The organism is Pedobacter sp. 22163, from assembly GCF_052045595.1.
In the GTDB taxonomy this organism is placed as follows: Bacteria; Bacteroidota; Bacteroidia; order Sphingobacteriales; family Sphingobacteriaceae; genus Pedobacter.
The window spans coordinates 91,297-115,062 of sequence record NZ_JBQEPM010000002.1 but is presented as its reverse complement, the minus strand read 5'-3'; the positions used below and the strand labels follow the sequence as shown (position 1 = coordinate 115,062).

Sequence of the window (23,766 nt, the reverse complement as noted above, 5' to 3'; positions counted from 1 at the left end):
CTTCGTTCCTCAGCATGACAACCAAACAAAATATGCTTTCGAAGAGAATAATCCCTTGTTTAGACGTTAAAGACGGTCGGACGGTAAAAGGTGTAAACTTTGTTGATTTACGCGATGCAGGTGACCCTGTTGAACTGGCGGCACAATATGCACAACAGGGTGCCGACGAATTGGTTTTTCTGGATATTACGGCTACCCATGAGCGTCGGAAAACGATGATTGAAATGGTTAAATCGGTTGCTCGTCAATTAAATATTCCTTTTACCATTGGTGGTGGAATAACCGAAATTGCCGATGCCGAAGCGTTATTAAATGCAGGAGCGGACAAAATCAGCATCAATTCTGCAGCAGTTCGGAATCCGAAATTAATTGAAGACCTGGCTAAAACCTTTGGGGTGCAGTTTGTAGTTTTGGCAGTCGACACCAAATATGTAAACGGTAAAAATATGGTCCACCTAAACGGAGGAAGACTAATTACCGAACTGGAAACCGAAAACTGGATTAAACAGGCAGAAGATTTAGGTGCAGGAGAGATTTTGTTAACTTCGATGGATCACGATGGCACCAAAGCAGGTTTTGATTGTGGATTGCTCAGTAAAGTAAACCAAATGATCAATATCCCAATTATAGCATCAGGCGGAGCGGGTAGTATGGCGCATTTTACAGAGGTTTTTCAAAAGGCCAATGTTGATGCCGCACTGGCAGCTTCAGTATTTCATTATGGCGAAATCCTGATCCCTGATTTAAAGCAAGAGCTGAAAAGGAATAATATTCCGGTAAGAATTTAATATAAGTCCGGAGTCGGCAGTCCCAAGTCATGAGTCTGTTTTTCCGAAATAAAAAAAATAAAATGACAATTGATACCAATTCCCTTGATTGGGAGAAAACAGAAGGTTTAATTCCTGTAATTATTCAGGATTACAAAACTTTAGAGGTTTTAATGCTGGGTTATATGAATGCTGAAGCACTGGAAAAAACGCAGGCAGAAGGCAAAGTAACTTTCTTTTCTCGCTCCAAAAACCGCCTTTGGACAAAAGGTGAAACCAGCAATAACTTTTTGTTTGTTAAAGAACTTTTTGTAGACTGTGATAACGACACCATTCTAATCAAAGCCGACGCTGTTGGTCCAACCTGCCATACCGGTAGTCGCAGCTGTTTTAAAACAGATTTTAACCAAAACTTCATTTTCGAACTAGAAAACATCATTAATGATCGATATGAAAACCCGGTTGAGGGTTCTTACATCAACAAAATGCGTAGCAAGGGGCTAAATAAAATTGCCCAAAAAGTTGGGGAAGAAGGTGTAGAAACTGTAATTGCTGCACTTGCTGAAACGGAAGAAGAACTCATTGGAGAAGCATCAGACCTTGTTTTCCACCTATTATTTTTATTGAAAGAAAAAGGTCTATCGATACAGGATATTGCGAAAAATTTAGAGAAAAGACATCAATAAGGTTTGAGGTAAAAGGCGTAAGGTTTAAGGTGCCAGATGCCTAACCTTACATCACAAATCCTAAACCCCTAAATCTCAAGAAATGCTTAAACACCTACAAACCCTTCCCGGTCACCAAAACCCTGTATATGCTTTAGCCAATTCGGGTGAAGATGATGTGTTTTTTAGCGCGGGTAACGATAAAGGTGTTGTAGAATGGTCGTTAAATACGATGGCTTTTGTAAAGGTTAAAATGCCGGTACAAAGTTCAGTTTATTGTCTGCATTATTACAACAATCAATTATTTGTTGGGGAAAGGAGTGGCGCTTTTAGTGTTTACGATTTCAAAGATCAGAAAGTAATTGCAAGGATCAATGCCCATACCAAACCCATTTTTAACATACAAACTGTAAAGGGTAAAAATGAGCTTTTAACCACTGGTGAAGATGGAACTGTTGCAGTTTGGTCACTGCGTGACTTTACAGAGATTTATCGTTTTCAGGTGGCTTATGATACGGTTAGGGCTATTGCAATTGCACCTAACGAAAGTGAAGTGGCCTTTGGTTGTAAGGATCACTTGATCAGGATTTATAACCTGGCTGATTATAGCCTCAAACAATCTCTGGAAGGCCATTCATTACCTGTAACTTCTTTGGCATATCATCCAACTGGTAAATACTTAATCTCGGGTAGCAGGGATGCGCAATTAAAAATATGGGATCTTCCAAGTTATGAGCTTAGGGAAACGGTTCCGGCGCATATGTTTACTGTTTACGATATTGCCTTTCACCCTAGCCTGCCTTATTTTGCTACGAGCAGTCAGGATAAAAGCATTAAACTCTGGGATGCAGAGAACTTTAAACTGTATAAAATATTAAGCTTAGAGAAAGCTGGAACCGGCCATACCCATTCGATAAATAAAATTATATGGAGCCATGATGGTAAATACCTCATTTCTACAGGAGATGATCGACAGGTAATAGTTTGGGAGATTGAACAGATTTAGTCTATCCATTTAACAGCTGGGCAATACGCTCTAAAAATGTAGGCTGATTAATAATGGCAAATCCACCTAAAATAGATTGATCCATCTTCATTTTCACAAAAATAACATCATTTTTATTGAGATTTACTTTTAGCTCTTTACTTTCAAATCCAATATACCTGATATCCAGAATTACTTTATCCTTAAACTGTTTTCTGTCCAACCTCAATTCAAACTCTCCATTTCGATCAGTAGTTGTTCCAATCTTTGAATTTTTAACCCTGATACTCACGGCAATTAACGGTAATTTATCACCTTTATCAATAACTTTACCTCGTATGGTAACAAAATCATCTTCAACGTTTTCTTTTAAAACATCATCTTTTAGAGATTTCTTATTATCCGTCTGAAAGGTTGGATATGAGGAAGAAATATTTGCACTAGCCAATTTTGGAAAGCTCAAAAAAGCCAGCAAAGATGCGGCAATCAGGTTTGGTTTAAATCTACTTAGTGTATAATTCTCTTTCACAAGGATTAAACGATCAAGCTGCTCAGGCTTAAATCTTCCACAACTATCTCCTTGATTCTGGTTAAACCAACGTTTCAGTTCAGTATCAGTAAAGCTTGTAAAGTCTATTACAGATTTCTGGCAGGAGCCGCAAAATTTCCCACCTGAATGGACTTGCATCCGTTCCCACTCTTCATGACAAGGATTTGAGATTTGAATTTTAAATTTAGATGGCATAAAAAATGTATCCTTTTATAATAGGATACATTTCCGGTTACTATTCCACAAAACGTTTAATAATTCTCAGCTTGTGCGAATATTTACCCAATTCTTTATTAAAAATCCCCTGATCATCAATCGGATCGATTTTCACTTTTGCTGAGGAATGGATAATTTCATTTGGACTCAGCATGATACCGACATGCGTAATTCTGCCTTCATCATTATCAAAAAAAGCAACGTCACCAGCCTTACATTCTGCCAGAAAGCCAACCAATTCACCTTGCTCAGCCTGTTGTGAGGCATCGCGGTTTAACTTAATGCCTAACATTTTAAATACGGTTTGTACAAAACCAGAGCAATCTAAGCCAAACAAATTCCTTCCTCCCCATAGGTACGGGATATTTTGAAAAAACTTTGCCGTTTCGGTAACTTTATCAGTAAAATCTACAGCACTATTGTCGTACGCTTCGAAATTCAGTTTAAATTTTTCCTCGCCAGCATAACAGAATCCATCTTTTAAAAAAGGAAGGTTGCTTGCCGGACTTAAATGATACGAACTTCCATCGGCCGCTGTTAGCACATTATTGAAACTTAATGGTGCAAGCAATTTACAATCGTGCATTGCTGTAAACTGGCTTTGGGTAATCGGGGCCAATTGCCTGAAATCCATCCAGCCTTGGTAACTATCGTAGCCATTTTGAATGAGCCACCAGCGTTCTTCCTTCTGAATAATTTCTACATGATCGCCGAATAAAAGTTGCGAAACAATTTCTGCTTTATCAGATGCATCAGCTCTTAAGGATGCTACAGCAACCCTACAAATACCGTATTGATTTTCCATTTAAATATGCTCGTGAAACTATTGTAAAACTAATAAAATACATCCATTGCCTAACATTTTACACACAAATTTGTTATTTTTATGATGATCACCCTTAAATATGCCCGCCATGAATTTTAAAAAAATATTAATTGCCGTTGATAACAGTACCTGCTCAGAAAAAGCGGCAAAAGCCGGTTACGACATGGCTGAAAAATTTGGAGCAGAAGTAGCATTAGTTAACATTATCGAGCCTATTCCGGCTAATGTAAATCCCGATTTAACCTTGGCGCCAGTGTTTTTAGAAACATATGACAATAGCGAAGAAAACAGCCACATTTTGCTCAAAGAAATGGAAACGAAATATAGCAAAGGTACAAAAACCACCTACTTAAGTGTTGTTGATACCGCAGCGCATGGAATTATCCAACAATCAGATGAATGGGGGTCTGATTTAATTGTAATAGGCACTTACGGCCGGACCGGATTATATCACTTTTTAATGGGAAGCGTTGCCGAACATGTGGCAAGAAAATCTGCTTGTCCGGTTTTGATTATTCCTAATAAATGTGATGTAGATTAGTTTAGGGTTTAGGGTTTAGGGTTTAGGGTTTAGGGTTTAGGGTTTAGGAGAAACTGAAGCCCGTAATAATCGTTTTCAGAAAATATATCGGACACTGATTTAAAGGTCCAATCTTTTCGAAAAGTAAATTCTTTTGTGCCCTTTAGGAAAGTTTTGTATTTCTCCGATTGATATATATCCATTTCTTAAATAAAACTCTTCTGCCTGAAAATCAAATGTATCAAGCATAGCAACAGTTGCTCCTTTGGCTTTTGCAATGTCTTCAACATATTTTAAGATGTGGCTACCTATTCCTTTCTTTCTATATTCATCTTTTACCCAAATAATATTAATTTCCAGCCCATTCCAATAACCTATACCAGCAAGAACCCCTCCTATTTCTTCTCCATTCTCATTTTTAGCTATATATTCCAATGGTGTCCATATATCTGAAAGGGCAGGAACCCTGTCTAAGTTATATTGGTTTATTCCATCAACAATTTTGCTTATGCTCTCCCTTCCACAAGGAACTATTGTGATTTTATCGGTCACGATTATATTTTTAGTCTATAAAAACTTCCTATAACTAAAAAAGTCCCACTTTAAGTAGGACTTTTTGTAAATATCTAATAAAGGCTTATCCTTCCTGGTGTAACCAAGCTTTCTTCGCTAATAATTCTTCTTCTGTTTCGCGGATATCTTCGTCATCTACGCAACAATCTACCGGACACACTGCCGCACATTGAGGTTCATCATGAAAACCCTTACACTCTGTACACTTATCGGATACAATGTAATAAACTTCGTCCGAAACTGCTTCCTGAGCTGCATCAGCTTCAATTTGTTGATTACCAAAATCAATGATACCATTTAAATTTGTACCATCAGAAAAACGCCATGCAGTACCGGCATCGTAAATTGCGTTATTAGGACATTCTGGTTCGCAAGCCCCACAATTTATACACTCATCTGTTATTTTAATCGCCATGTTTTCGTCTAATTCTTTTGCTTAGTTTACCTTTGCGCTGCAAATATAAGATATAATCACTTAATAATAATTCTAAATATGTCAGCATTAACTCAAGAAAAAGTAATAATCGCCTTCAACAAACTGGGTAAATTGCTTACAAACCCTACTGACATACTAGGAAATGCATTTTATACCGCTGAAAGCACTAATGCATGGTTTACTGCAGAAAACATAAAAAAATCTATTTTATCTTTTGCCGAAATGTTAAATGAGGTTGATTTGGCCATTTGGTTCGAATTGGTTAAGTTTAGTACAGCTCCAAAAAAGGTGGGTTTAATCCTGGCAGGGAATATCCCACTGGTGGGTTTACATGATGTTTTAAGTGTAATGGCCACAGGTAATATTGCTTTAATCAAACTTTCTTCGGCTGATGATAAATTAATTAAAGCTGTAATTGCTGAACTCGTTAAAATAGAACCTGCTTTTAAGGATAAAATAGAATATGTAGAGCGCTTAAAAGATTTTGATGCTGTTATCGCAACCGGAAGCAACAATTCATCTCGCTATTTCGACTATTATTTCAGTAAAGTGCCCAACATTATCAGAAAAAACAGGAATAGTATTGCAGTTTTAGATGGTTCTGAAAGTTTCGAGGATATCCGAAACCTAGGCAACGATATTTTCGATTATTTTGGCTTAGGCTGTAGAAATGTTTCTAAAATCTATTTTCCAAAAGGTTACGATATTGCAAATTTTTACGAAGGCATAGAAAGTTTTCAACCTATTATCAACCATTTTAAATACAATAATAATTACGATTACAACAAATCTATCTATCTGGTTAATGCGGCTAAACACTTCGACAATGGTTTCTTGTTATTGAAAGAAGATGAGCGCCTGACATCACCTTTGGCTGTTCTTTTTTATGAAGAATACGAGCAGCTGCAAGCGCTTGAAGATAAACTGAAAAAACAATCAGAAAACATTCAATGTGTGATAAGCAAATCGCCTTTAAGTTTAAACACTTTCGGTTTTGGCCAAAGCCAGCATCCCAAACTTTGGGACTATGCAGATAATGTAAATACAATTGAGTTCTTAAACAACCTAGATTGAATTTCTCTCCTTTAGTCTTTCAGCTTTCTCCTTTGGTCTTTCAGCTTAAATAGCTATTTTTGGGCACAATGTATATCGTTAAAGTTAAAGGCATAGCCAAAATTCCAGATTACGTACAGTTAAGAGATGACAAGTTTACACTTTTAGCTTATTTTAGGGTTGATAGGCCTGATAAATCGTTGGAAAAACTCGGACTTGGAGACAAGCAAGAATACATTATGGAAATGGTTAAAGATTTGCCTTTCGGGCAGATTGCAAAATTAGAAATATAATATGGCAGGCAACTCAGTAATTCATTTAAGCAACGTTGATGTTTTTCAACAGAAACATCTAGTCCTCTCAAACGTAAATTTACACATCGAAAAGGACGAATTTGTCTTTCTGATTGGTCAAACAGGTTCGGGTAAGAGCAGTTTGCTTAAAATATTATATGGCGACTTACATATTGGTAATGGCGAAGGCAATATTGCTGGTTTCGACCTTAAAAACCTAAAAGAAAGTCAGGTGCCGTTTTTACGTCGTAAATTGGGGGTAGTTTTTCAGGATTTTCAATTGCTTACCGATAGAACGATTGAAAAAAACCTTGAATTTGTGCTCAAAGCAACAGGTTGGAAAGACGAAAAACTAATTAACGAACGCATTAAAGATGTTTTAGACAAAGTTGGTTTGCGTTCGAAAATCAAAAAAATGCCACACGAAATTTCTGGTGGCGAGCAACAGCGTATTGTTATTGCAAGAGCTTTGTTAAATGATCCGGAGATTATTCTTGCTGATGAGCCTACAGGGAATTTAGATCCGGAAACATCAGAAGAAATTGTAACCCTTTTAAAACAAATTAGCCAGGCCGGAACTGCGGTTTTAATGGCAACACACGATTACCATATCATCCGTACTTTCCCTTCGCGTATTATTAAATGCGAGAATGGAGTTGTACACGAAGATGCACAAATCGTATAAAAAATTCTGACATCCGTCAGCTAATCAGCCAATCTGTTCAGATAAATACAAATAAATCTGACAGCTTGGCTGATTTCCGTTTATGGCAAAATAGTTGAGATTAACACAAAAAATTCAGCCCAGTATTATGTTTAATAAGAAGAAAAATAACGATAAAGAAGAAAATATAATGAATCCTGAAAATACATCAGAAAATACTGCTGAGAATGTAGAGAATACTGATGCTCCTATTGCTGAAACTGAGCAGGCGCCTGAATTATCTGCAGAAGAAAAATTGCAAGCGGAAGTTCAACAACTTAACGACAAATATTTACGTTTATACGCTGAGTTCGATAATTATAAACGTCGTACACAAAAAGAACGCGTAGAATTATTGCAAACGGCTGGTAAAGATGTAATTGTTTCACTTTTACCTGTTTTAGATGATTTCGACCGTGCATTAAAAGCAATGGAAACTGCTGCTGATGTTGCACCGGTTAAAGAAGGCATTTTATTGGTAAGCACAAAGCTAAAAAACACTTTGGCACAAAAAGGATTGAAAGATGTAGAAAGTATCAGTCAGCCTTTCAATACTGATTTCCATGAAGCAATTACCAATATCCCTGCTCCTAGCGATGATCTTAAAGGGAAAGTGATAGACGAAGTTGAAAAAGGTTATACCTTAAATGATAATGTAATCCGCTTTGCTAAAGTTGTAGTTGGAGCGTAAGAAATAATTATTGAATGATTGAATTTTGAATGATTGAATTAATATTCGCTCATTCCATCACTCAATCATTTAATCATTTTATAAAGAAGATGAGTAAAAGAGATTATTACGACGTATTAGGCGTAACTAGGGGCGCGGCCGCTGATGAGATAAAGAAAGCTTATCGCAAGATGGCGATTAAATATCACCCAGATAAAAATCCAGGAGATAAAGCTGCTGAAGATAAATTTAAGGAAGCTGCCGAAGCTTACGAAGTTTTAAGCAGTCCCGATAAAAAACAACGTTATGATCAATACGGTCATGCGGGTGTTGGAGGCGCAAGTGGTGGTGGCTATGGCGGTGGCGGCATGAACATGGACGATATTTTTAGCAATTTCGGTGATGTATTTGGCGGTCATAATCCTTTCGAAAGCTTTTTTGGTGGTGGTGGCGGTCAGCAACGTGGCGGTCGTCGTGTAGCCAAAGGCTCCAACCTACGTATAAAAGTTAAATTAACACTTGAAGAAATTGCACATGGTGCAGAAAAGAAAATCAAGGTTAATAAACTAATTGTTTGTAAAACCTGCGATGGCTCTGGTGCAAAAGATAAATCATCGGTAAGTACCTGTGGTACCTGCGGTGGCAGCGGCCAGGTACGTAGAGTAACCAATACAATTTTAGGCCAGATGCAAACAGCATCTACCTGCCCTACCTGTAACGGTAGCGGTCAGCAAATCACCTCAAAATGTACCGTTTGTCATGGAGACGGTGTTGTACGTGGCGAAGAAACCATTACTATCAATATTCCTGCTGGTGTAAGTGAAGGTATGCAGTTAAGCATGAGTGGAAAAGGAAATGCGGCACCTAATGGCGGCATCCCAGGCGATTTAATTATCTTAATTGAAGAAACACCACACGAAACCTTAAAACGCGAAGGCAACAATATCGTTTACGATTTACATTTAAGCTTCGTTGATGCTGCTTTAGGAATGAGCATTGAAGTACCAACCATTGATGGTAAAGCAAAAATCAAAATCGATCCGGGTACACAAAGCGGAAAATTATTACGCTTAAAAGGTAAAGGTTTACCAGAAGTGAATTCTTACCATAGAGGTGATGAGATTATTCACATCAATATCTGGACACCAAAAGCTTTAAGTAGCGACGAACGTAATGCTTTAGAGAAATTACGTGAATCGCCGAACTTTAAGCCTCAACCGGGTAAAAATGATAAGAGTTTCTTCGAAAGAATGAAAGAATACTTCGAGTAATTAATTAAATATAAATTGGAAAACCGATGTCGCAAGCATCGGTTTTTTTGTTTTATAAAGCATCATACCAAAAATCTATTTTAGCGAATCAGATGTTCCATCTGATTATAAGAACTTCCAATCTCACTAAATTATTTTTAGCGGCATGTATAACGGATAATAAACCTTTTTATTTATAGTCTGTTTTCTATGTATGAAATGGAGAATTGGTTGCTCAGGCTTCTATTACCGCGAATGGAAAGAGATTTTCTATCCTAAAGGTTTGGCACAAAAAGATTGGTTTAAATATTATTGCGAGCATTTTAATACAATAGAGATTAATTCTACTTTTTATAAAATGCCAACTCAAAAATCGTTTGATAAATGGTATAATGAAAGTCCGGCTGATTTTTTATTTACCATTAAGGCACCGCGGTTAATTACACATTACAAACAGTTCAATGAATGCGAACAACTCATAAATGATTTTTACGAGGCCATTCAAATCGGACTAAAAGAGAAATTGGGATGTGTACTGTTTCAGTTTCCACCAAAGTTCGATTATAGTGCAGAACGGTTAAACCTGTTGATCGAAAATTTAAGACCTGATTTTAAAAATGTAGAATTTCGCCATATCAGTTGGTTTGATGAAGAAATTTATAAAAACCTCGCTCAAAACAACATCACATTTAGCGGACAAAGCTATCCTTCTTCTCTACCTGATGATGCAATTCAGAATACAGAGACTCTGTATTACCGTTTTCACGGAAAGCCCGTATTGTATAAATCAGAATATGAAATAAATGCGATTACGGACTTCAAAAATCAAATTAAAGATGATGTTAATGACGTTTTTGTTTATTTTAATAATACATGGGGAGTTGGAGCATTGCATAACGCGAAACAATTGCAGGACTTATCAGTGCAGTCTGATGTTACCATCTGACTGCTTCGATCATATGGCAAATGAATACTGCTGAATGATTTTCGCTGTGACAGATGGTAACATCCGACACCACGAGAAAATAAAATAAACCTGATAGCAATGGTATTTCGCTCTACTACCCTTAATTTAGCACCCACAATAACGAGATTTAATGGATAGCAGAATACAGTTATAAAAGAACCACTGCAGAGCTTTCCAAACACCAAAATATAGACTATGCGCATTGCAGTTATCGACCTGGGTACGAATACCTTCCACTTGCTTATTGCTGAAAAAACAGAAAATCAGCCTGAAATTTTATATAAAACCAATGTGCCTGTTAAATTGGGTGAAGGAAGAATTAACGACAATATTATCATTCCTGCAGCCTTTGAAAGAGGTGTGAACTGCCTTGAAACGTTTAGCCATACAATGGCTGAATATCAGGTTAGAGAGGTGAGGGCTACTGCTACTTCGGCGGTTAGAAGCGCAGAAAACGGACAAGATTTTGTTGATGCTGTAAAAGAAAGAACCGGAATAAGCATCGAAACGATTAGTGGTGATGAAGAAGCTGAATTAATCTACCAAGGTGTAAAACTGAGTAAAGCCATTACAGAGATATCTTTGATTATGGATATTGGTGGTGGAAGCGTTGAATTTATCCTGTGTGATCCCGAAAAACTAATCTGGAAAAAAAGTTATAACATTGGGGCAGCGCGTTTAATGCAACAGTTCTTTAAATCAGATCCCATAGCCGACGATGAAAAGAATGCCATTTTATTTCACATTCAAAATCAACTGGCAGATCTTTTCGAAATCTGTGAAAAATATCATCCTGAAATTTTAATCGGATCTGCTGGGGCATTCGAAACATTTGCCGAGCTTATTATTAGAAAAAACAAGTTAAAAGCAGATATTAACACTGCCAAAACTTTCGCATTCAATTTCGACGACTACATTGCAACTTCGATCAAACTACTCAATGCTACGCATAAAGAACGGGCTGAAATGCCAGGTATGATTCCATTAAGGATAGATATGATTGTGATTGCCGCTCTAATTACCAACTATGTATTGGGCAGAGCAAAAATAAACCGGTTAACACTCTCTACCTATGATTTGAAAATGGGCGTTTTGGCCAGGCTGATATAAAAAATGATCCATACAGGATATGGATCATTGAGCGTTTAGCGTATATTAATTTAGGATTATTTCTTCTTAATTGAGGGAATTACCAATCCCATGATCATGGGCTCGGCCTTATTAAGCTTAAGGTTGCTTTGTTTTTCCTTAGAAAAATCAATGGTCAAAAAAGCCCTGTACCTCATGCTTTCAACCACTAATTTATTATTGTTTAGATCAAATTTGTTATCTAAAGCGATTTCATACCGTCCATTTTTATCGGTCAATGCAAAAAATTTGGTATCAAGAATGGCTAACCTTATTCCTGCTGCAGGTTTATTATCTGCGCCAATAACATAGCCATATATTTTTTTTTGTACAACTGCTTTTTTATCGTCCGTTTTGTTGTTTATACTTTTTGTTATTTCAATCGGCGTTTTCAAATTTTCTGCCCTGGCATCCATCACAAAAATGCTCATTCCTATAGCCAGTACGCCCAAATATTTCATCCAATTCCTATTTGTTGTTGGCACAATTGATAAGTGGTAGTTGAGCTGATTTAATTGAGTTTCGCTTAAGCGGCCACATACAGAAGAACTGGCGCCAGCCAATACGCTGATGATTTCGGCATTGGTATAACCCGAAAAGTCAATTACATTTTTGCTACAGGCTCTACAGAAATTAAAGCCTTCTCCTTTATCCATTTCATCCCAGTTCTGTAAACATGGCTCGGCTATGGTAACTTCGTTAATTCTCGTTTTCATCGTGGTTGTTTTTAGAGATGATGAAACTTTAAAGAGAATTCCACAAGGAGTTTTAAATAAACTTCAATAGTTCATTATATAGCATTTCTGTTGGCAAGCCCATTACATTAGTATACGAGCCTTCAATGCGTTGTACCACTACAATACCCCACCAATCTTGCACGCCATAACTTCCGGCCTTATCAAACGGTTTATAATTATCAATGTAGAAATCAATTTCGTCAGCTGTAACAGACTTACAGTAAACTTCTGTCCTATCGTGAAACGAATGAATTTTATCGCCTTTAACAAGTGTTACACCTGTAAAAACTTCATGTCTGCTTCCCGATAGTTTTTTTAACATTTCTTGTGCATGCGACCTATCTTCAGGTTTACCCAAAATTTCTCCGTTTAAAGCCACAATGGTATCAGCTGTAATCACTATTTCACCATTAGCAGTAAAAGCCTTAGCCTTCTGTTCTGAAATGTAAACAGCAATTTCTGCGGGGCTTAAATCCGATGGGTAGCTTTCATCTACATCTTTCAGTTCGACTTTAAAATTTAAGCCCATAAGCGTTAAAAGCTCTTGTCTACGTGGCGATTTAGATGCTAAAATAATGGGAGGGAAATTGGCAGGCATATTTTATTTTTCTGCTAAAATAAGAAAAGCGACATAAAGCCGCTTTTCTTATTTAATATTTTACCAAGATTAGTTATTTCCACCACCTTGTCTACGTTTTTCCATTTCAGCACGTTGCTCTTTTTGCCAGGCTTCGTAAGTTTTTTTCTGATCGTCTGTTAATACTGCTGTTACTTTTGCATCATTGTCAGCACGCATTTTTTGCATTTTCTCTCTCATCGCATCTCTATCGCCACCACCTTGCATTTCTTCACGCATTTTTTTCATGGTTTCTGCCTGCTCAGTAAATACAGTGGTTAACTTTGTTTTTTGATCATCAGATAACTTTAATTTTTCGTCTAACTGTTTTACACGTTCTTCAGGCTTCATCATCATTCTGCCTTGTCCACCACCTTGCTGCGCGTTAGCGAAACCAGCTATACCTAGCATTAATCCGCAAATCATCATTAATTTTTTCATGTTGTTTTTGTTGTTTTGGTTGAAAATTGAGCATGTTGGAGTGTGCAAAATGACGAAAGTTTAATCTGTAAATGTAACTTAGCTGTTGCAGATTAAACAGTTAATCTTTTAACAATAGAATAGGTGCATGTGATTTAATGGTTAACTTTTGAGATGCATTTTCATGCTATAAACCTAATCAGATATATTCCAAATTTTAATATCAGAGATTTATAGTGGTAAGATCATTCTAATATTTTGTCATTCTAAATGTAGTGAAGAATCTTTTGTAGCAGGAAAGATCCTGAAACAAGTTCAGGAAGACGGCTCTTGGTAGCTGTCGATTTGTTTAGAAAGACAATTCGCTTCGAGACTTCCTTCCAATGAACGAATGACTAATGAACTATTGAACTGATTTACATACCCGAATCGGCAGCATTTGGATTTTCATCGTGCCATCTGCCCTGTACTTTCATTACTTTTTCAATAATATCGCGAACAGCAGTTTTGCCTCCATTGTAAGGAGAAATGAATGTAGCTATCGTTTTTATTTCTTCTACGGCATCAGCCGGGCAGGTTGGGAGCCCTACCAGTTTCATTACTTTTAAATCAGGAATATCGTCGCCCATGTAAAGCACTTCTCCTGCAGTAATGTTTTTATTCTGAAGATATTGGTTAAAAATGGCCACCTTATCTCCTGCTCCGAGGAAAACATCGGTTACACCCAGATTGAAAAAACGCTTTCCCATGGCAATCCCATCTCCACCAGATATAATACAGATGTTATATCCTTTTTTAACCGCCAACTGCATGGCGTAACCATCTTTAATATTAAAAGTACGCAACGACTGACCATTATCAGTAACCTGAACGGATCCATCGGTAAGCACACCATCTACATCAAAAATGAAAGTGGTGATCTCTTTTAGTTTCTGTAAAAACATTCGCGCGTTTGGCGTTTAGGGTTAAGCACTCGGTGCTGAATCTGGGACTGAAGACTCCGAACTCAAGACTAATTACTGATTATCTCTCCACTCGTAAACCCAGGCAGATTGAATTTGCTCTAAATGGCCTTCACTGCTTTCTTCGCGGGTGCCTTTAAAATTTGGCAACGCTAAAACCCATTCTAAAAGTTCGGTAAAGCGGATACGGTAGATTTTGGCTTCTGTAAAATCATCACCAAATTTCTCGTATAAAGACATTGCAATATCTTCGTAATCGTTCCAATAAAAAGGTAAAGCAAATTTATCGTTATTCATGTTGTTTTGTTGGTTAATTGTTGAAATTGGTTAATCGGTTAACTGTTAAATCGGCTAATCGACTCCAGACTAACTAGTGTCCCATAAAGTCAGACTGATCTGGGATTGTAACTTCGATATCGCCGTTAATTACCACACATTGGCAACCTAAGCGGGAAGTAATTTTCGGACGAACAGCTCTATCGATAAAGTCTTCTTCTTTATCAGAAATCTCTTCGATATTATCCATACCTTTTGTTACGTATACATGGCAGGTACTGCAACCACAAACACCACCACAGTTGTGCTGTAATTCGATTCCGTTATCCAGACAAACATCTAAAACAGATTCGCCGGCTGCTATTGGTAATTCAATAGATTCGTGATCTGCTTCTTCAAAATTTATTTTTAGTTTAAAAATGCTCATAATTATTTTGCAAAAGTAAGAAGCAAAAGCCGTAATTATGCTATTTCAGCGTTAATTTTATGCTATCGCTCAATGTTTGATAAATGTTCTGCAATTCGGGCATATCGGTTAACATGCTCAAATGCTTATTCAAAGTGCTTTCGTCGGCCCTAACTGCTGGCCCAGTCTGCACATTTTCAGGTAGATTGCTCATTACCTTATCGGCGGTTTCGGCAATTAACGGCCTGATGATTTCGAAATCCAAACCGTTCTGACTTAAAATTTTATTTGCCAAAGCGTATAGGTGATTCGGAAAATTGCAGGCAAATACTGCTGCAAGATGTAATACTTTTCTTTTCTCGCCGCCTAATTCGTACACCTGACGGCTAATCTTAGTTGCCAGATTGTTTAAAATCGCCAATTGATTTTCATCGTTCGCTTCAATACAAAGCGGCATATTTTCAAATGAAACCTCTTTACCTTTCGAAAAAGTTTGCAAAGGATAAAAAACACCTGCTTTTTTTACCTGTGACGATAAAATACTAATATCGGTAGTTCCTGAAGTATGCACCACTAAACCGCTTACCTTTTTTAATGATCTGGATACGGTCTCAATAACATCGTCCTTTACCGAGATAATATATAAATCAGCATTTTGTTTAACCTCATTTAAATCGTTTACAGCTTCGGCCACTATTAAATCAGCCAATAACTTTGCATTATTAAGGTTTGGGCTGTACACCTGTACCACATCTTCACCTTTAGCTTTTAACGCTTTTGCTAAATGTGTGGCAACGTTTCCCGAACCTAATAAAACGATCTTCATGATTTTATGCGGTTTTGGCCTCTTTTCTTCTTCTGAAAATTGAAAGTAAGAAACCAACAACCATTACAATAGTACCTGCCCAATATAAATTGATGAAAGGAAATTCTATCGCTTTGAAAACTACCCAATCCTTAGCTTGTTGCGGTTTTTCGAAAATCTGAAGCTCCACTTTTTTCTCATCCGGCAATACCCTGGCAAAACGGAATTTCAAATCCAGTTCATCCACCTTACGGGCAAAATCGAAAGTATTATTCCCTTTGATCAAGAAAATAGGCTCAGTATTATAAATTTTACCAGCGGCATTAACCTCTAATGGTAAACCAACCGCATAATCTCCCTGGCCTAAAACCAAATCTTTTGCAGTAGGTTTTCTGTTTAAATCTTTAACCGTAACAATACCACTTGAAGTATGAATGGTATCCCCTACCGAAACCTTAACAATACGCGGTGCTTTATAATTTTCGTCATCAGAATGACCTTCGTGATCTTCATGCGATGTTTTTTTAATGGCAGCACTGGTAATGTGGGTATAAACATCATAAGTAAGATAATGCTTGGTATCAGGAGAGGCAATTAAGCCCATTTTTTCATTCTCCTGTACATGTGGATGTAAGTTAAAATCTTCTTTAACCTTACCTTCTTTATCTAAAACTTTAAAATTAAGGGTATAAATGGTATTGGGTGCTACAGTGGTATCGGCTACATACGTTACGGTGTACTTACCCATTTTCTTGGGTTCGTTTTTGTATAACATGATGTTCTCACCAGGTTTTTCTACTTTTTCAAAATCCTTTACCGGAATAAATTTAGTATCATTAATTGATAAAGGTTTGTTTGTAGCGGCAGAAATTAATGCACCTAATACCAAAAAAGCAAAACCAATGTGTGCAATTGCAGAACCAGCCAATTTCGCCTTGCCACCAAAAGCCTGATATAATACTGCAGCATTAGAAAGAACAGCGAACAAACAACTGAAGGTAATGAGGATGTACATGGTGTTGGTGTAAATCTCAGCCACATATACCAAACCTGCTGTTAACACAATGGAGAAAATAATTGCCGATACCAGACTGCTAAAAAATTTGCGTGGATCAGTCCTTTTATATTTTAAATATTGCGAGAAACCTGAAATCAAAGTAATTAATACCGCAAATGGTGCCTGCCACTGATTATAGTATTTTACAGCATCGATAGGAGGCGAAAAGTTTGTTCCAAAGGCTTTGTTAAATACAGGAACTGATGTAGAGAATATGACCTGGATACAAGCGATGGTTACCACTAGAGCCCCAATAAACATCCAGAATTCGCGCGAATAGGTTTCTTCATCCTTGGTGGTAATTGGCAATTCTTTCCACCTCAATACAATGAGCACAACCGCTAAAACAGCGAAAACTACATTGTATAAAATCAAGTGGCCAAACATCCCCATATCGGTAAAAGAGTGAACTGATGTATCACCTAAAATTCCGCTTCGGGTTAAAAACGATGCATAAAGCACCAATAAGAAGCTTAAGAATACTAAAGCAATTGCTGTAAAATAAGCATGACCTGTATTTTTATAAGCAATCATTACGTGTACGGCACCAATTAAGGTTAACCATGGAATTAAAGATGCATTTTCTACAGGATCCCAAGCCCAGAAACCACCAAAGTTTAGCGCTTCGTAAGCCCAGAAAGAACCCATAATAATACCTGTACCCAAAACCATCACCGCAAAAAGTGCCCAGGGCATAGCTGGTTTAATCCATTCTTTATATCTTTTTTGCCACAAAGCCGCAATTCCATAGGCAAAAGGCACAATCATACTGGCAAAACCTAAAAATAAGGTTGGCGGGTGGATAACCATCCAATAGTTTTGCAACAATGGATTTAATCCTCTGCCATCGGTAATAAATTTTAAATAATTAGCGAAGTTTTCAGGGTTTGCGAAAACTACAGGTGCCATTGATTTCAGATCAAGAGAGTCTCTTAATAGGATAAACGGAGAACTTCCGATGCGCTCACCCAAAATCTCTACACCCAAAAGCATTGAAGTTAAAAACACTTGAGAGAAGGCCACAACTGTCATTACAGGGCGCTCCCAGGTTTTAGCTTTCCAGATTAATAAAGTACCTAGAAACGATTGCCAGAAGGCCCAGAGCAAGAAACTTCCTTCCTGCCCTTCCCAAAAAGCAGAAATAATATAATGAATTGGAAGCTGTTTTGAAGAGTGCCAATAAATGTAACTGTATTCATTGTAGTGGCCCAGTACCAGGTAGAATAAAATTGCTCCGATACCAATTATACAGCCAAAATTAACCAAGAATCCAATCCGGCCTAAGTTACGCCAAGATTTATCTTCTAAATTTTTATCGCGACTGGCATAAAAGTATGCGATTGTTGAAAGTAATGATGCACTAAACGCCAGCACAATAAAAAACTGCCCGATTTTACCCGGTAGCAGGTTTTCGCCTACAAATTGAATATCCATTAAAATTAGTTATATTTTTTCTCGCCGTACTTACCTACCGTATCCACCTTACCGTCTTTATTAATTTCAACAAGGTTATCGTTATATTTAGATGGGCATTTCATTAAAATTTTCGACGCGTAAAATTTGTCTTTATCCATTTTACCGATAAGCACTAATTTTTCAGATTTTTCGAAATCCTGCGGTTTGGTACCTGCATAAATTACTTCTCTCACCTCACCCTTTTCATCTTTCATGTGGAATGAAAAATGGTTGGCATCTTTTACGGCATCGTAGTAAGTACCCATCGATTTTACCCAATAGCCCATAACATGTTCCTCTTTCTCAGAAAGAGCTGCCTGTTTGAAATTAGAGTAAGTATCAGTATTTGCGTTTAAGCTAAATAAAATCCCTACGGAAATTGCGATGGTAATTAATCCAATGATTGCACTTTTCTTCATGTTTATACTAATTGTAAAAGCTGGCAACAAAGATAGAAAAATCGGCTTAGCCAGCATTCTTTTACATTTTTCTTGTCTTTATATTGACAATTACCTGATTTTTGAAGGAGAAATATTTTTTCTGAAGCCCTATTTATAACCGATCTTAAGGAATATCTTAAATCGTTTAAAAATTTGGGCTGAAATTCTTAAGTTTGGCCTGTCAGATAATCATTCCTTTTTACATCCCACAGTAAAACATAAACCGGATTAACATGAAATTAAAGCAATTTTATAAGCTTTTGTTATTTATAGTTTTAATACCTTTTTTAAGCTCTTGTTTTGAAGTAATTGAAGAAATTGCTATGAAAAACGATGGAACCGGCGATGTAGTACTCACTATTAACCTAAGTCAGAGCAAAACAAAGGTAGCTTCGGTAATGCTTTTAGATAGCGTACAAGGCTATAAAGTGCCGAGCAAACAAAAAATTCAACAGGAATTAAATGAAGCAGTGGCTTATTTAAAAAAATCGGAAGGGATTTCTAATGTAAAAAGTACAAGCGATTTTAACAATTACATTGCAACCATTAGTTTTTCTTTTAAAGATGTTTCAAACATCAATAACATCACCAAAAACATTCTTTCCCAGCAAAAAATTAAGGCCACTAACACCTCTTCCTATACTTATAACAAGGCCAGCAAAACCTTTAGCCGAAAATATCAGGCAATAGGTACCGCTAAAACAGAATTCAATAAATTAAAAGCAAAAGACAAGGCTGTTTTTAACGGTGCAACTTACACCAGCATCTATCGTTTCGAATCTGTTGTAACAAGTAGTACCAATCCGGCATCAAATGTATCGAAATCTAAAAAAGCCGTGATGTTAAAAAGCAGCATCATGGATTTAATTAACGGAAAAATTAACGTATCTAATTCTATACAACTATCTAAATAAATGAAACCAAGTAATTCACGATCGTTTCATCTTCACTGAAAACAAATAATATCTAATGAAACCATCAGGAGCATATCGTTCACAAACCGAGATGAATATGCCCATGATAGCTTCATAACCGCTAAAAAACAAATTATATCTAATGAAAAAAATTCTAATTGCAATCGCTCTTTTCTTATCGTTTAACCTGGCCAAGGCTCAGGATCTGGTTAAGAAAATACCTGCAAATGCCTTCACAGTGGCCACCATTAAAGGCGATAACGTTTTTAAATTGATGTTTGTAAAAGATTTTAACGAATCTTTTGTAGGCAAGAAATTATTGACCGAAACTTCGAAATCACTTGATAAAAGCTTTACCAGCATAGAAGATTTCGGCATCAACCTGGAGAAAAACATGTATTACTTTAATCAGTTAAGCGATAGCATTACATATAACTGTTTTCTTATTCCGATAAAAGATGCTAAAAAATTTGAAAGTCTGATTGACAATAAAGAGAAAAAATTTACACAGCAGGGCGATATCCGTACGATGGTTTTGCCTGATAGCACGAGCATTATTAAATGGAACAACAACATGCTATATTTTGTAACCGGAAGCATAAAAGGATCTTTCTTTTCGGATTCAGTTAAATCTGCACGTTATGGGATTAAAGATATAAGGTTCCAAAGTGATGATACAATAATTGCTGATAGCGCGGCTGTGGCTGTAGATTCTACTTACGCAACCACCGATGAACCTATGGTAGAAGCAGTTGAAGCCCCGGTTGTTGAAAAAGTAAAAGCTCAGAAAAAATCGACGGCTAAAAAGAATACCAAAAAAACTGTCGGAACGAAAAAAACCGGTAAAAAGAAAACAGCCAAAAAATCTAAAAGAGTTGCTAAAATAGATTCAGATTTTGAAGAATCCAGAGAAGCAAGAGAATTCGCAGTCGATACTGCGAGCGCCATGACTCCTGTTCATGGTATTGTTGATGAACAATATGATACCTACCAACAAGAGCGTTTGGAACAAGATGCAAAGAAAAGGAGATTGGCTTTTACCTGGATGACCGTCCAGGCAGATCAGATTTTCAATGGTACTTACGAGTCTATCGAGAATAACAAATCTTATACAGCAAGTTTAGATAATAAAGCCATTGCAGAACTTTGGGTATCGAGTCTTCAAGATGTTTATAATTCGATTGCTCCAGAATTCGGCACTTATGGAAAGGCAGGACTGATGAAAGGTTATGGTGCATTAAATGCCAAACTTTTTATGGATGATAAAAGTTTCCGTATCTCTACAGGCTTAGAATTAGCGCAGGAACAGGCAGATGCGTATAAAAAAATCATGAATAGAAAGTTAAACAAAAACTTTTTGAAATATGTAAACAGTGAAAAAGCGCTTGGCTTTATGAGCTATTCGATTGATACCAAAGCTTATCTGGAAGAATTCCCTAAATTATTGAAACAAACCTATGGTTCTTTTTTGGGAGCTAAAATGGATGAAGAAATTGATCTGGGCGCTGATCTCTTCAGTCTTTTGCTGGATGAAGAAGCAGTAAGCAAGGTAATTAAAGGTGATGCATTATTCGTAATTAATGGATTAAACACCAAAGATGTTACTTACACCACTTACGAATATGATGATGATTACAAACAAAAAGAAATAGTTAAAACCAAGAAAGAAACCTTGCCTGATTTCCTTTTCATGTTTTCATCAGAAGATCACAGATTGATTAACAAATTGATTAAATATGGCGTAAACAAAAATTATGTATCTGTTGAGAACAACATTTATAAAATATTGGAAAAGAAAAGCCCGATTGATATTTACTTTATGATTAAAGATGGCATTGTATTTTTCGGTAATTCGTTAACTGAAATGCAGGGCATTAGCAACAATCAATATAACAGCAATAAATTAAGTAAACTGCACAAACAATTATTGAGCAAAAACAATTTCAGCTTTTTGTTTAATGCCAAAAACCTGGTTGACAAAGTACCAGATTCGGAAATAGGTGGTGAAGAAACTGCTAAGAAATTTAACAGCACTTTAGAAAAAATGGGCAATGTATATATGAAATCGAACCCGATTAAGGGCAGATTGGTTTCAGCAGATATTAGTGCTGAAATTCCGAACGGACATGAAAATGCATTGAAATATTTGTTCTCGTTAATTGAAAATGCAGCTAAGTAGTTTAGTTGGCAATTATCAGTCGGCAGTTTAAAGTTAACCGATTTAAACAGTTAACCATATTCCATGAAGAATTTTTTAAAAATAACAGCAGCAATAGTTTTATTGCTGCTTATTTGTTATTTCGGCTTTTTCAAATACAGGCAAATCCAGGCCAATAAAGCCACCATCCCTGTTTCTACCACCGCTTTACTTAAAATAAATGTGGATGAGCTTTACAAAACCATTGCGGTTAGTTATATAAAACATCCTAATCAATATTCGGGAGCAGATAAGAAAGGAATTAAAGAAAAGGTAAATGATTTAAAAACCGGATTGAAAATTCCGGCAAACGTTTATATATATAGTTTAAAAGGAAAAGCAAAAACAACTTTTTTTTCGAGCTTCGAAATAGCGGATACGCTAGCATTTAACCATTTTATCCAAAAAAAATCCTCCTTGCCATTGATTAAAAAAGATAGTAATTTCTTTCAATCCAAAGATTCGACCTTCTTTATCCTGTTTAACAAAACAACTGTCGCTTTTGCTTATACGCCACAAAAAGAACAAGTAAAAACTACACTTGAAGAAATACTGAACCGCAAAAACATGATTAAAGTTGGCGAGAGTCGATTTAACCAGCTTGTAAACCTTTCCGATCATATTTCGTTTCAAAATACCGGGAACTTTAGCAAAATTAATTTTACTGATGGAAAAATTAATTTTAGCAATGAATTCATAAACCAAATGATCGTGCCGGCAGCTAAACCGCAGCACCGGGTTCTAAATCCAGAAAGCACGGTAAGTATGTGGCTAAACGCAAAGTTTAAATCAGCATTACCTAAGAAAAATCAGACCGGAATCCCTTCTCTCCTTTCAAAGGATAGCTTTTTCAGATTCTACAAAGATTATGTAGATTTTGAATGGACAAACACCATTACGCAGGTAGATACTGTTGTAGGTTATGAATATAATGATGATTTTGAAAGGGTTGAAAAAAAAGTACTTCAGGACCGGAAGATTCCTTCTATTTCCATGAATCTGACTGCCAATGACCGCGAAGTAAGCGATTATCTTAAATCACTAGGTGTATTGGATCAAGCTACCGGAAAGATCAGCAGTTCGATGATTCCATTATACCAGGTGTATTTCAAAGGCAATAGTGGTAATATTCAATTAAGCACAGTACAAAACGCCAAACCCGATTTAAAAAGGACATCATCTGACGATTTTTTTTATTTTAAAGTAGATTTTAAAAAGTTGATTAAACAAACACCAATGCCCTTAATTGCAGATAAACTGGGTACTTTTAGTCAATTAGAGATCAAAGCAAAAAGCATAGGAAAAGACAAAATCAACCTGCAATCAGAACTTTTATTTTTAAACGGGGATGCCAACGCCCTCATCCAACTTTTAAAAACATTTAAAAATGGTTTCAACAGCTCACTAAATTTTAATTTTTCTGTTGATGTTCCGGTAAACAAGTAAAGTATTTCCCACAGATTCAAGTGGTTTAGGTAGATTAACTGTCCATTGTACCTAAACCTGATGGAACGGATGCCGATCCTTCATCGGCAGGAGTACAGCAGGGCCAAGCCAGTCCAATGAAATATAGCGCTTCATTTCTAAAATTAACAATATATTCATTATTTGGAGCGCACTGCCTGTACAAAACAAAAAGTTTCTTCCCGCTTTAAACTTTTACGCTTCGCTGCCTCGTACCTCGTTGCTGCAGGGTAACGCTGCAACCGGGGCTAAGCAGCTAAGGCAGTGTTTCATTTTTAGGGTTGCAGGGTGCACAGCCTCTGATTCTTAAACCCGATTGGAGCGGAATAGCCCGGAGCGTAGCGAGGACTATAAGCGAAAGCGGGGCAGTAACTGCCAAGAACCACAGACCAATCATTTCCTAATATCAAACAAT

27 protein-coding genes are annotated in these 23,766 nt (G+C 36.7%); 14 read left to right on the top strand and 13 right to left on the bottom strand.

Annotation, left to right across the window (positions count from 1 at the left end; all coding sequences use genetic code 11):
- The first annotated feature begins 32 nt into the window (after positions 1-32).
- The 3 genes from hisF to ACTJKN_RS04945 all read left to right on the top strand — a co-directional run bounded on the left by hisF (position 33) and on the right by ACTJKN_RS04945 (position 2,438).
- A complete protein-coding gene (hisF, locus tag ACTJKN_RS04955) occupies positions 33-788 on the top strand; it encodes an imidazole glycerol phosphate synthase subunit HisF (protein WP_440824061.1) in 756 nt (251 codons plus the stop codon).
- 62 nt (positions 789-850) lie between these two features.
- Complete coding sequence (hisIE, locus tag ACTJKN_RS04950) at positions 851-1,453, top strand: bifunctional phosphoribosyl-AMP cyclohydrolase/phosphoribosyl-ATP diphosphatase HisIE (RefSeq protein WP_440823193.1); 603 nt, start codon at positions 851-853, stop codon at positions 1,451-1,453.
- Between the two features lie 82 nt (positions 1,454-1,535).
- Positions 1,536-2,438: a WD40 repeat domain-containing protein gene (locus tag ACTJKN_RS04945; protein WP_440823191.1), complete on the top strand. Its 903-nt coding sequence runs from the start codon at positions 1,536-1,538 to the stop codon at positions 2,436-2,438.
- Position 2,439: 1 nt separating this feature from the next.
- Here the strand turns inward: ACTJKN_RS04945 and ACTJKN_RS04940 are convergent, their stop codons facing one another.
- Together ACTJKN_RS04940 and ACTJKN_RS04935 are read right to left on the bottom strand one after the other, a co-directional pair.
- Complete coding sequence (locus ACTJKN_RS04940; protein ID WP_440823189.1) at positions 2,440-3,162, bottom strand: carboxypeptidase-like regulatory domain-containing protein; 723 nt, start codon at positions 3,160-3,162, stop codon at positions 2,440-2,442.
- Between the two features lie 40 nt (positions 3,163-3,202).
- Complete coding sequence (locus ACTJKN_RS04935; RefSeq protein WP_440823187.1) at positions 3,203-3,988, bottom strand: C40 family peptidase; 786 nt, start codon at positions 3,986-3,988, stop codon at positions 3,203-3,205.
- A gap of 109 nt (positions 3,989-4,097) precedes the next feature.
- On the opposite strand from ACTJKN_RS04935, the gene ACTJKN_RS04930 reads away from it, so the two are divergent.
- On the top strand, positions 4,098-4,550 hold the full coding sequence (locus tag ACTJKN_RS04930) for a universal stress protein (protein ID WP_440823185.1): 453 nt from the start codon (positions 4,098-4,100) through the stop codon (positions 4,548-4,550).
- Between the two features lie 99 nt (positions 4,551-4,649).
- Here ACTJKN_RS04930 and ACTJKN_RS04925 read toward each other — a convergent pair whose 3' ends face one another.
- Entirely contained in the window at positions 4,650-5,081 is a 432-nt protein-coding gene (locus ACTJKN_RS04925) for a GNAT family N-acetyltransferase (protein WP_440823183.1), read from the bottom strand.
- An 85-nt stretch (positions 5,082-5,166) separates the two neighbouring features.
- Positions 5,167-5,517, bottom strand: a complete 351-nt coding sequence (locus tag ACTJKN_RS04920) for a 4Fe-4S dicluster domain-containing protein (RefSeq protein WP_025143125.1) — start codon at positions 5,515-5,517, stop codon at positions 5,167-5,169.
- A 78-nt stretch (positions 5,518-5,595) separates the two neighbouring features.
- Between ACTJKN_RS04920 and ACTJKN_RS04915 the strand changes: the two genes are divergently transcribed.
- The 7 genes from ACTJKN_RS04915 (at position 5,596) to ACTJKN_RS04885 (ending at position 11,584) form a co-directional block, all read left to right on the top strand.
- Entirely contained in the window at positions 5,596-6,612 is a 1,017-nt protein-coding gene (locus tag ACTJKN_RS04915) for an acyl-CoA reductase (protein ID WP_440823181.1), read from the top strand.
- Between the two features lie 68 nt (positions 6,613-6,680).
- On the top strand, positions 6,681-6,884 hold the full coding sequence (locus ACTJKN_RS04910; protein ID WP_057932355.1) for a hypothetical protein: 204 nt from the start codon (positions 6,681-6,683) through the stop codon (positions 6,882-6,884).
- A 1-nt stretch (position 6,885) separates the two neighbouring features.
- Positions 6,886-7,569, top strand: a complete 684-nt coding sequence (locus ACTJKN_RS04905) for a cell division ATP-binding protein FtsE (RefSeq protein WP_029278680.1) — start codon at positions 6,886-6,888, stop codon at positions 7,567-7,569.
- 127 nt (positions 7,570-7,696) lie between these two features.
- On the top strand, positions 7,697-8,278 hold the full coding sequence (locus ACTJKN_RS04900) for a nucleotide exchange factor GrpE (RefSeq protein WP_029278681.1): 582 nt from the start codon (positions 7,697-7,699) through the stop codon (positions 8,276-8,278).
- Positions 8,279-8,367: 89 nt separating this feature from the next.
- Positions 8,368-9,528 carry a molecular chaperone DnaJ gene (gene dnaJ, locus ACTJKN_RS04895; RefSeq protein WP_029278682.1) on the top strand — a complete coding sequence of 387 codons (1,161 nt, stop codon included), beginning with the start codon at positions 8,368-8,370 and terminating at the stop codon, positions 9,526-9,528.
- A gap of 193 nt (positions 9,529-9,721) precedes the next feature.
- A complete protein-coding gene (locus tag ACTJKN_RS04890; RefSeq protein WP_440823178.1) occupies positions 9,722-10,453 on the top strand; it encodes a DUF72 domain-containing protein in 732 nt (243 codons plus the stop codon).
- Between the two features lie 216 nt (positions 10,454-10,669).
- Positions 10,670-11,584, top strand: coding sequence for a Ppx/GppA phosphatase family protein (locus ACTJKN_RS04885; RefSeq protein ID WP_440823176.1), 915 nt, complete (start codon positions 10,670-10,672; stop codon positions 11,582-11,584).
- A gap of 56 nt (positions 11,585-11,640) precedes the next feature.
- Here ACTJKN_RS04885 and ACTJKN_RS04880 read toward each other — a convergent pair whose 3' ends face one another.
- The 9 genes from ACTJKN_RS04880 to ACTJKN_RS04840 all read right to left on the bottom strand — a co-directional run bounded on the left by ACTJKN_RS04880 (position 11,641) and on the right by ACTJKN_RS04840 (position 18,755).
- Positions 11,641-12,318: a hypothetical protein gene (locus tag ACTJKN_RS04880; protein WP_440823174.1), complete on the bottom strand. Its 678-nt coding sequence runs from the start codon at positions 12,316-12,318 to the stop codon at positions 11,641-11,643.
- A 52-nt stretch (positions 12,319-12,370) separates the two neighbouring features.
- Entirely contained in the window at positions 12,371-12,937 is a 567-nt protein-coding gene (locus tag ACTJKN_RS04875; RefSeq protein WP_440823172.1) for a Maf family protein, read from the bottom strand.
- 69 nt (positions 12,938-13,006) lie between these two features.
- Positions 13,007-13,396, bottom strand: coding sequence for a Spy/CpxP family protein refolding chaperone (locus ACTJKN_RS04870; protein ID WP_086545265.1), 390 nt, complete (start codon positions 13,394-13,396; stop codon positions 13,007-13,009).
- 395 nt (positions 13,397-13,791) lie between these two features.
- The gene (locus ACTJKN_RS04865; RefSeq protein WP_440823169.1) at positions 13,792-14,319 is read right to left on the bottom strand and encodes a KdsC family phosphatase; all 528 of its coding nucleotides are present in this window, start codon (positions 14,317-14,319) and stop codon (positions 13,792-13,794) included.
- Between the two features lie 72 nt (positions 14,320-14,391).
- Positions 14,392-14,634, bottom strand: coding sequence for a Fe-S cluster assembly protein IscX (iscX, locus tag ACTJKN_RS04860; RefSeq protein WP_057932363.1), 243 nt, complete (start codon positions 14,632-14,634; stop codon positions 14,392-14,394).
- Between the two features lie 73 nt (positions 14,635-14,707).
- A complete protein-coding gene (locus tag ACTJKN_RS04855; RefSeq protein WP_029275355.1) occupies positions 14,708-15,040 on the bottom strand; it encodes a 2Fe-2S iron-sulfur cluster-binding protein in 333 nt (110 codons plus the stop codon).
- Positions 15,041-15,080: 40 nt separating this feature from the next.
- Positions 15,081-15,845 carry a Rossmann-like and DUF2520 domain-containing protein gene (locus ACTJKN_RS04850; RefSeq protein ID WP_440823167.1) on the bottom strand — a complete coding sequence of 255 codons (765 nt, stop codon included), beginning with the start codon at positions 15,843-15,845 and terminating at the stop codon, positions 15,081-15,083.
- Between the two features lie 4 nt (positions 15,846-15,849).
- On the bottom strand, positions 15,850-18,315 hold the full coding sequence (gene ccsA / locus ACTJKN_RS04845; protein ID WP_440823165.1) for a cytochrome c biogenesis protein CcsA: 2,466 nt from the start codon (positions 18,313-18,315) through the stop codon (positions 15,850-15,852).
- Positions 18,316-18,320: 5 nt separating this feature from the next.
- On the bottom strand, positions 18,321-18,755 hold the full coding sequence (locus tag ACTJKN_RS04840; protein ID WP_167293379.1) for a cytochrome c maturation protein CcmE domain-containing protein: 435 nt from the start codon (positions 18,753-18,755) through the stop codon (positions 18,321-18,323).
- A 254-nt stretch (positions 18,756-19,009) separates the two neighbouring features.
- On the opposite strand from ACTJKN_RS04840, the gene ACTJKN_RS04835 reads away from it, so the two are divergent.
- The 3 genes from ACTJKN_RS04835 (at position 19,010) to ACTJKN_RS04825 (ending at position 23,333) form a co-directional block, all read left to right on the top strand.
- Positions 19,010-19,690, top strand: a complete 681-nt coding sequence (locus ACTJKN_RS04835) for a hypothetical protein (RefSeq protein ID WP_440823162.1) — start codon at positions 19,010-19,012, stop codon at positions 19,688-19,690.
- A gap of 142 nt (positions 19,691-19,832) precedes the next feature.
- The gene (locus tag ACTJKN_RS04830) at positions 19,833-21,869 is read left to right on the top strand and encodes a hypothetical protein (protein WP_440823160.1); all 2,037 of its coding nucleotides are present in this window, start codon (positions 19,833-19,835) and stop codon (positions 21,867-21,869) included.
- Between the two features lie 63 nt (positions 21,870-21,932).
- Positions 21,933-23,333, top strand: coding sequence for a hypothetical protein (locus ACTJKN_RS04825; protein ID WP_440823158.1), 1,401 nt, complete (start codon positions 21,933-21,935; stop codon positions 23,331-23,333).
- Positions 23,334-23,766: the final 433 nt, after the last annotated feature.

Excerpts from the sequence above, each read along its gene's own strand:
- hisF (WP_440824061.1), top strand. The coding sequence starts at position 33 with ATGCTTTCGAAGAGAATAATCCCTTGTTTAGACGTTAAAGACGGTCGG.
- hisIE (WP_440823193.1), top strand. The coding sequence starts at position 851 with ATGACAATTGATACCAATTCCCTTGATTGGGAGAAAACAGAAGGTTTA.
- ACTJKN_RS04945 (WP_440823191.1), top strand. The coding sequence starts at position 1,536 with ATGCTTAAACACCTACAAACCCTTCCCGGTCACCAAAACCCTGTATAT.
- ACTJKN_RS04940 (WP_440823189.1), bottom strand. The coding sequence starts at position 3,162 with ATGCCATCTAAATTTAAAATTCAAATCTCAAATCCTTGTCATGAAGAG.
- ACTJKN_RS04935 (WP_440823187.1), bottom strand. The coding sequence starts at position 3,988 with ATGGAAAATCAATACGGTATTTGTAGGGTTGCTGTAGCATCCTTAAGA.
- ACTJKN_RS04930 (WP_440823185.1), top strand. The coding sequence starts at position 4,098 with ATGAATTTTAAAAAAATATTAATTGCCGTTGATAACAGTACCTGCTCA.
- ACTJKN_RS04920 (WP_025143125.1), bottom strand. The coding sequence starts at position 5,517 with ATGGCGATTAAAATAACAGATGAGTGTATAAATTGTGGGGCTTGCGAA.
- ACTJKN_RS04915 (WP_440823181.1), top strand. The coding sequence starts at position 5,596 with ATGTCAGCATTAACTCAAGAAAAAGTAATAATCGCCTTCAACAAACTG.
- ACTJKN_RS04910 (WP_057932355.1), top strand. The coding sequence starts at position 6,681 with ATGTATATCGTTAAAGTTAAAGGCATAGCCAAAATTCCAGATTACGTA.
- ACTJKN_RS04905 (WP_029278680.1), top strand. The coding sequence starts at position 6,886 with ATGGCAGGCAACTCAGTAATTCATTTAAGCAACGTTGATGTTTTTCAA.
- ACTJKN_RS04900 (WP_029278681.1), top strand. The coding sequence starts at position 7,697 with ATGTTTAATAAGAAGAAAAATAACGATAAAGAAGAAAATATAATGAAT.
- dnaJ (WP_029278682.1), top strand. The coding sequence starts at position 8,368 with ATGAGTAAAAGAGATTATTACGACGTATTAGGCGTAACTAGGGGCGCG.
- ACTJKN_RS04890 (WP_440823178.1), top strand. The coding sequence starts at position 9,722 with ATGAAATGGAGAATTGGTTGCTCAGGCTTCTATTACCGCGAATGGAAA.
- ACTJKN_RS04885 (WP_440823176.1), top strand. The coding sequence starts at position 10,670 with ATGCGCATTGCAGTTATCGACCTGGGTACGAATACCTTCCACTTGCTT.
- ACTJKN_RS04880 (WP_440823174.1), bottom strand. The coding sequence starts at position 12,318 with ATGAAAACGAGAATTAACGAAGTTACCATAGCCGAGCCATGTTTACAG.
- ACTJKN_RS04875 (WP_440823172.1), bottom strand. The coding sequence starts at position 12,937 with ATGCCTGCCAATTTCCCTCCCATTATTTTAGCATCTAAATCGCCACGT.
- ACTJKN_RS04870 (WP_086545265.1), bottom strand. The coding sequence starts at position 13,396 with ATGAAAAAATTAATGATGATTTGCGGATTAATGCTAGGTATAGCTGGT.
- ACTJKN_RS04865 (WP_440823169.1), bottom strand. The coding sequence starts at position 14,319 with ATGTTTTTACAGAAACTAAAAGAGATCACCACTTTCATTTTTGATGTA.
- iscX (WP_057932363.1), bottom strand. The coding sequence starts at position 14,634 with ATGAATAACGATAAATTTGCTTTACCTTTTTATTGGAACGATTACGAA.
- ACTJKN_RS04855 (WP_029275355.1), bottom strand. The coding sequence starts at position 15,040 with ATGAGCATTTTTAAACTAAAAATAAATTTTGAAGAAGCAGATCACGAA.
- ACTJKN_RS04850 (WP_440823167.1), bottom strand. The coding sequence starts at position 15,845 with ATGAAGATCGTTTTATTAGGTTCGGGAAACGTTGCCACACATTTAGCA.
- ccsA (WP_440823165.1), bottom strand. The coding sequence starts at position 18,315 with ATGGATATTCAATTTGTAGGCGAAAACCTGCTACCGGGTAAAATCGGG.
- ACTJKN_RS04840 (WP_167293379.1), bottom strand. The coding sequence starts at position 18,755 with ATGAAGAAAAGTGCAATCATTGGATTAATTACCATCGCAATTTCCGTA.
- ACTJKN_RS04835 (WP_440823162.1), top strand. The coding sequence starts at position 19,010 with ATGAAATTAAAGCAATTTTATAAGCTTTTGTTATTTATAGTTTTAATA.
- ACTJKN_RS04830 (WP_440823160.1), top strand. The coding sequence starts at position 19,833 with ATGAAAAAAATTCTAATTGCAATCGCTCTTTTCTTATCGTTTAACCTG.
- ACTJKN_RS04825 (WP_440823158.1), top strand. The coding sequence starts at position 21,933 with ATGAAGAATTTTTTAAAAATAACAGCAGCAATAGTTTTATTGCTGCTT.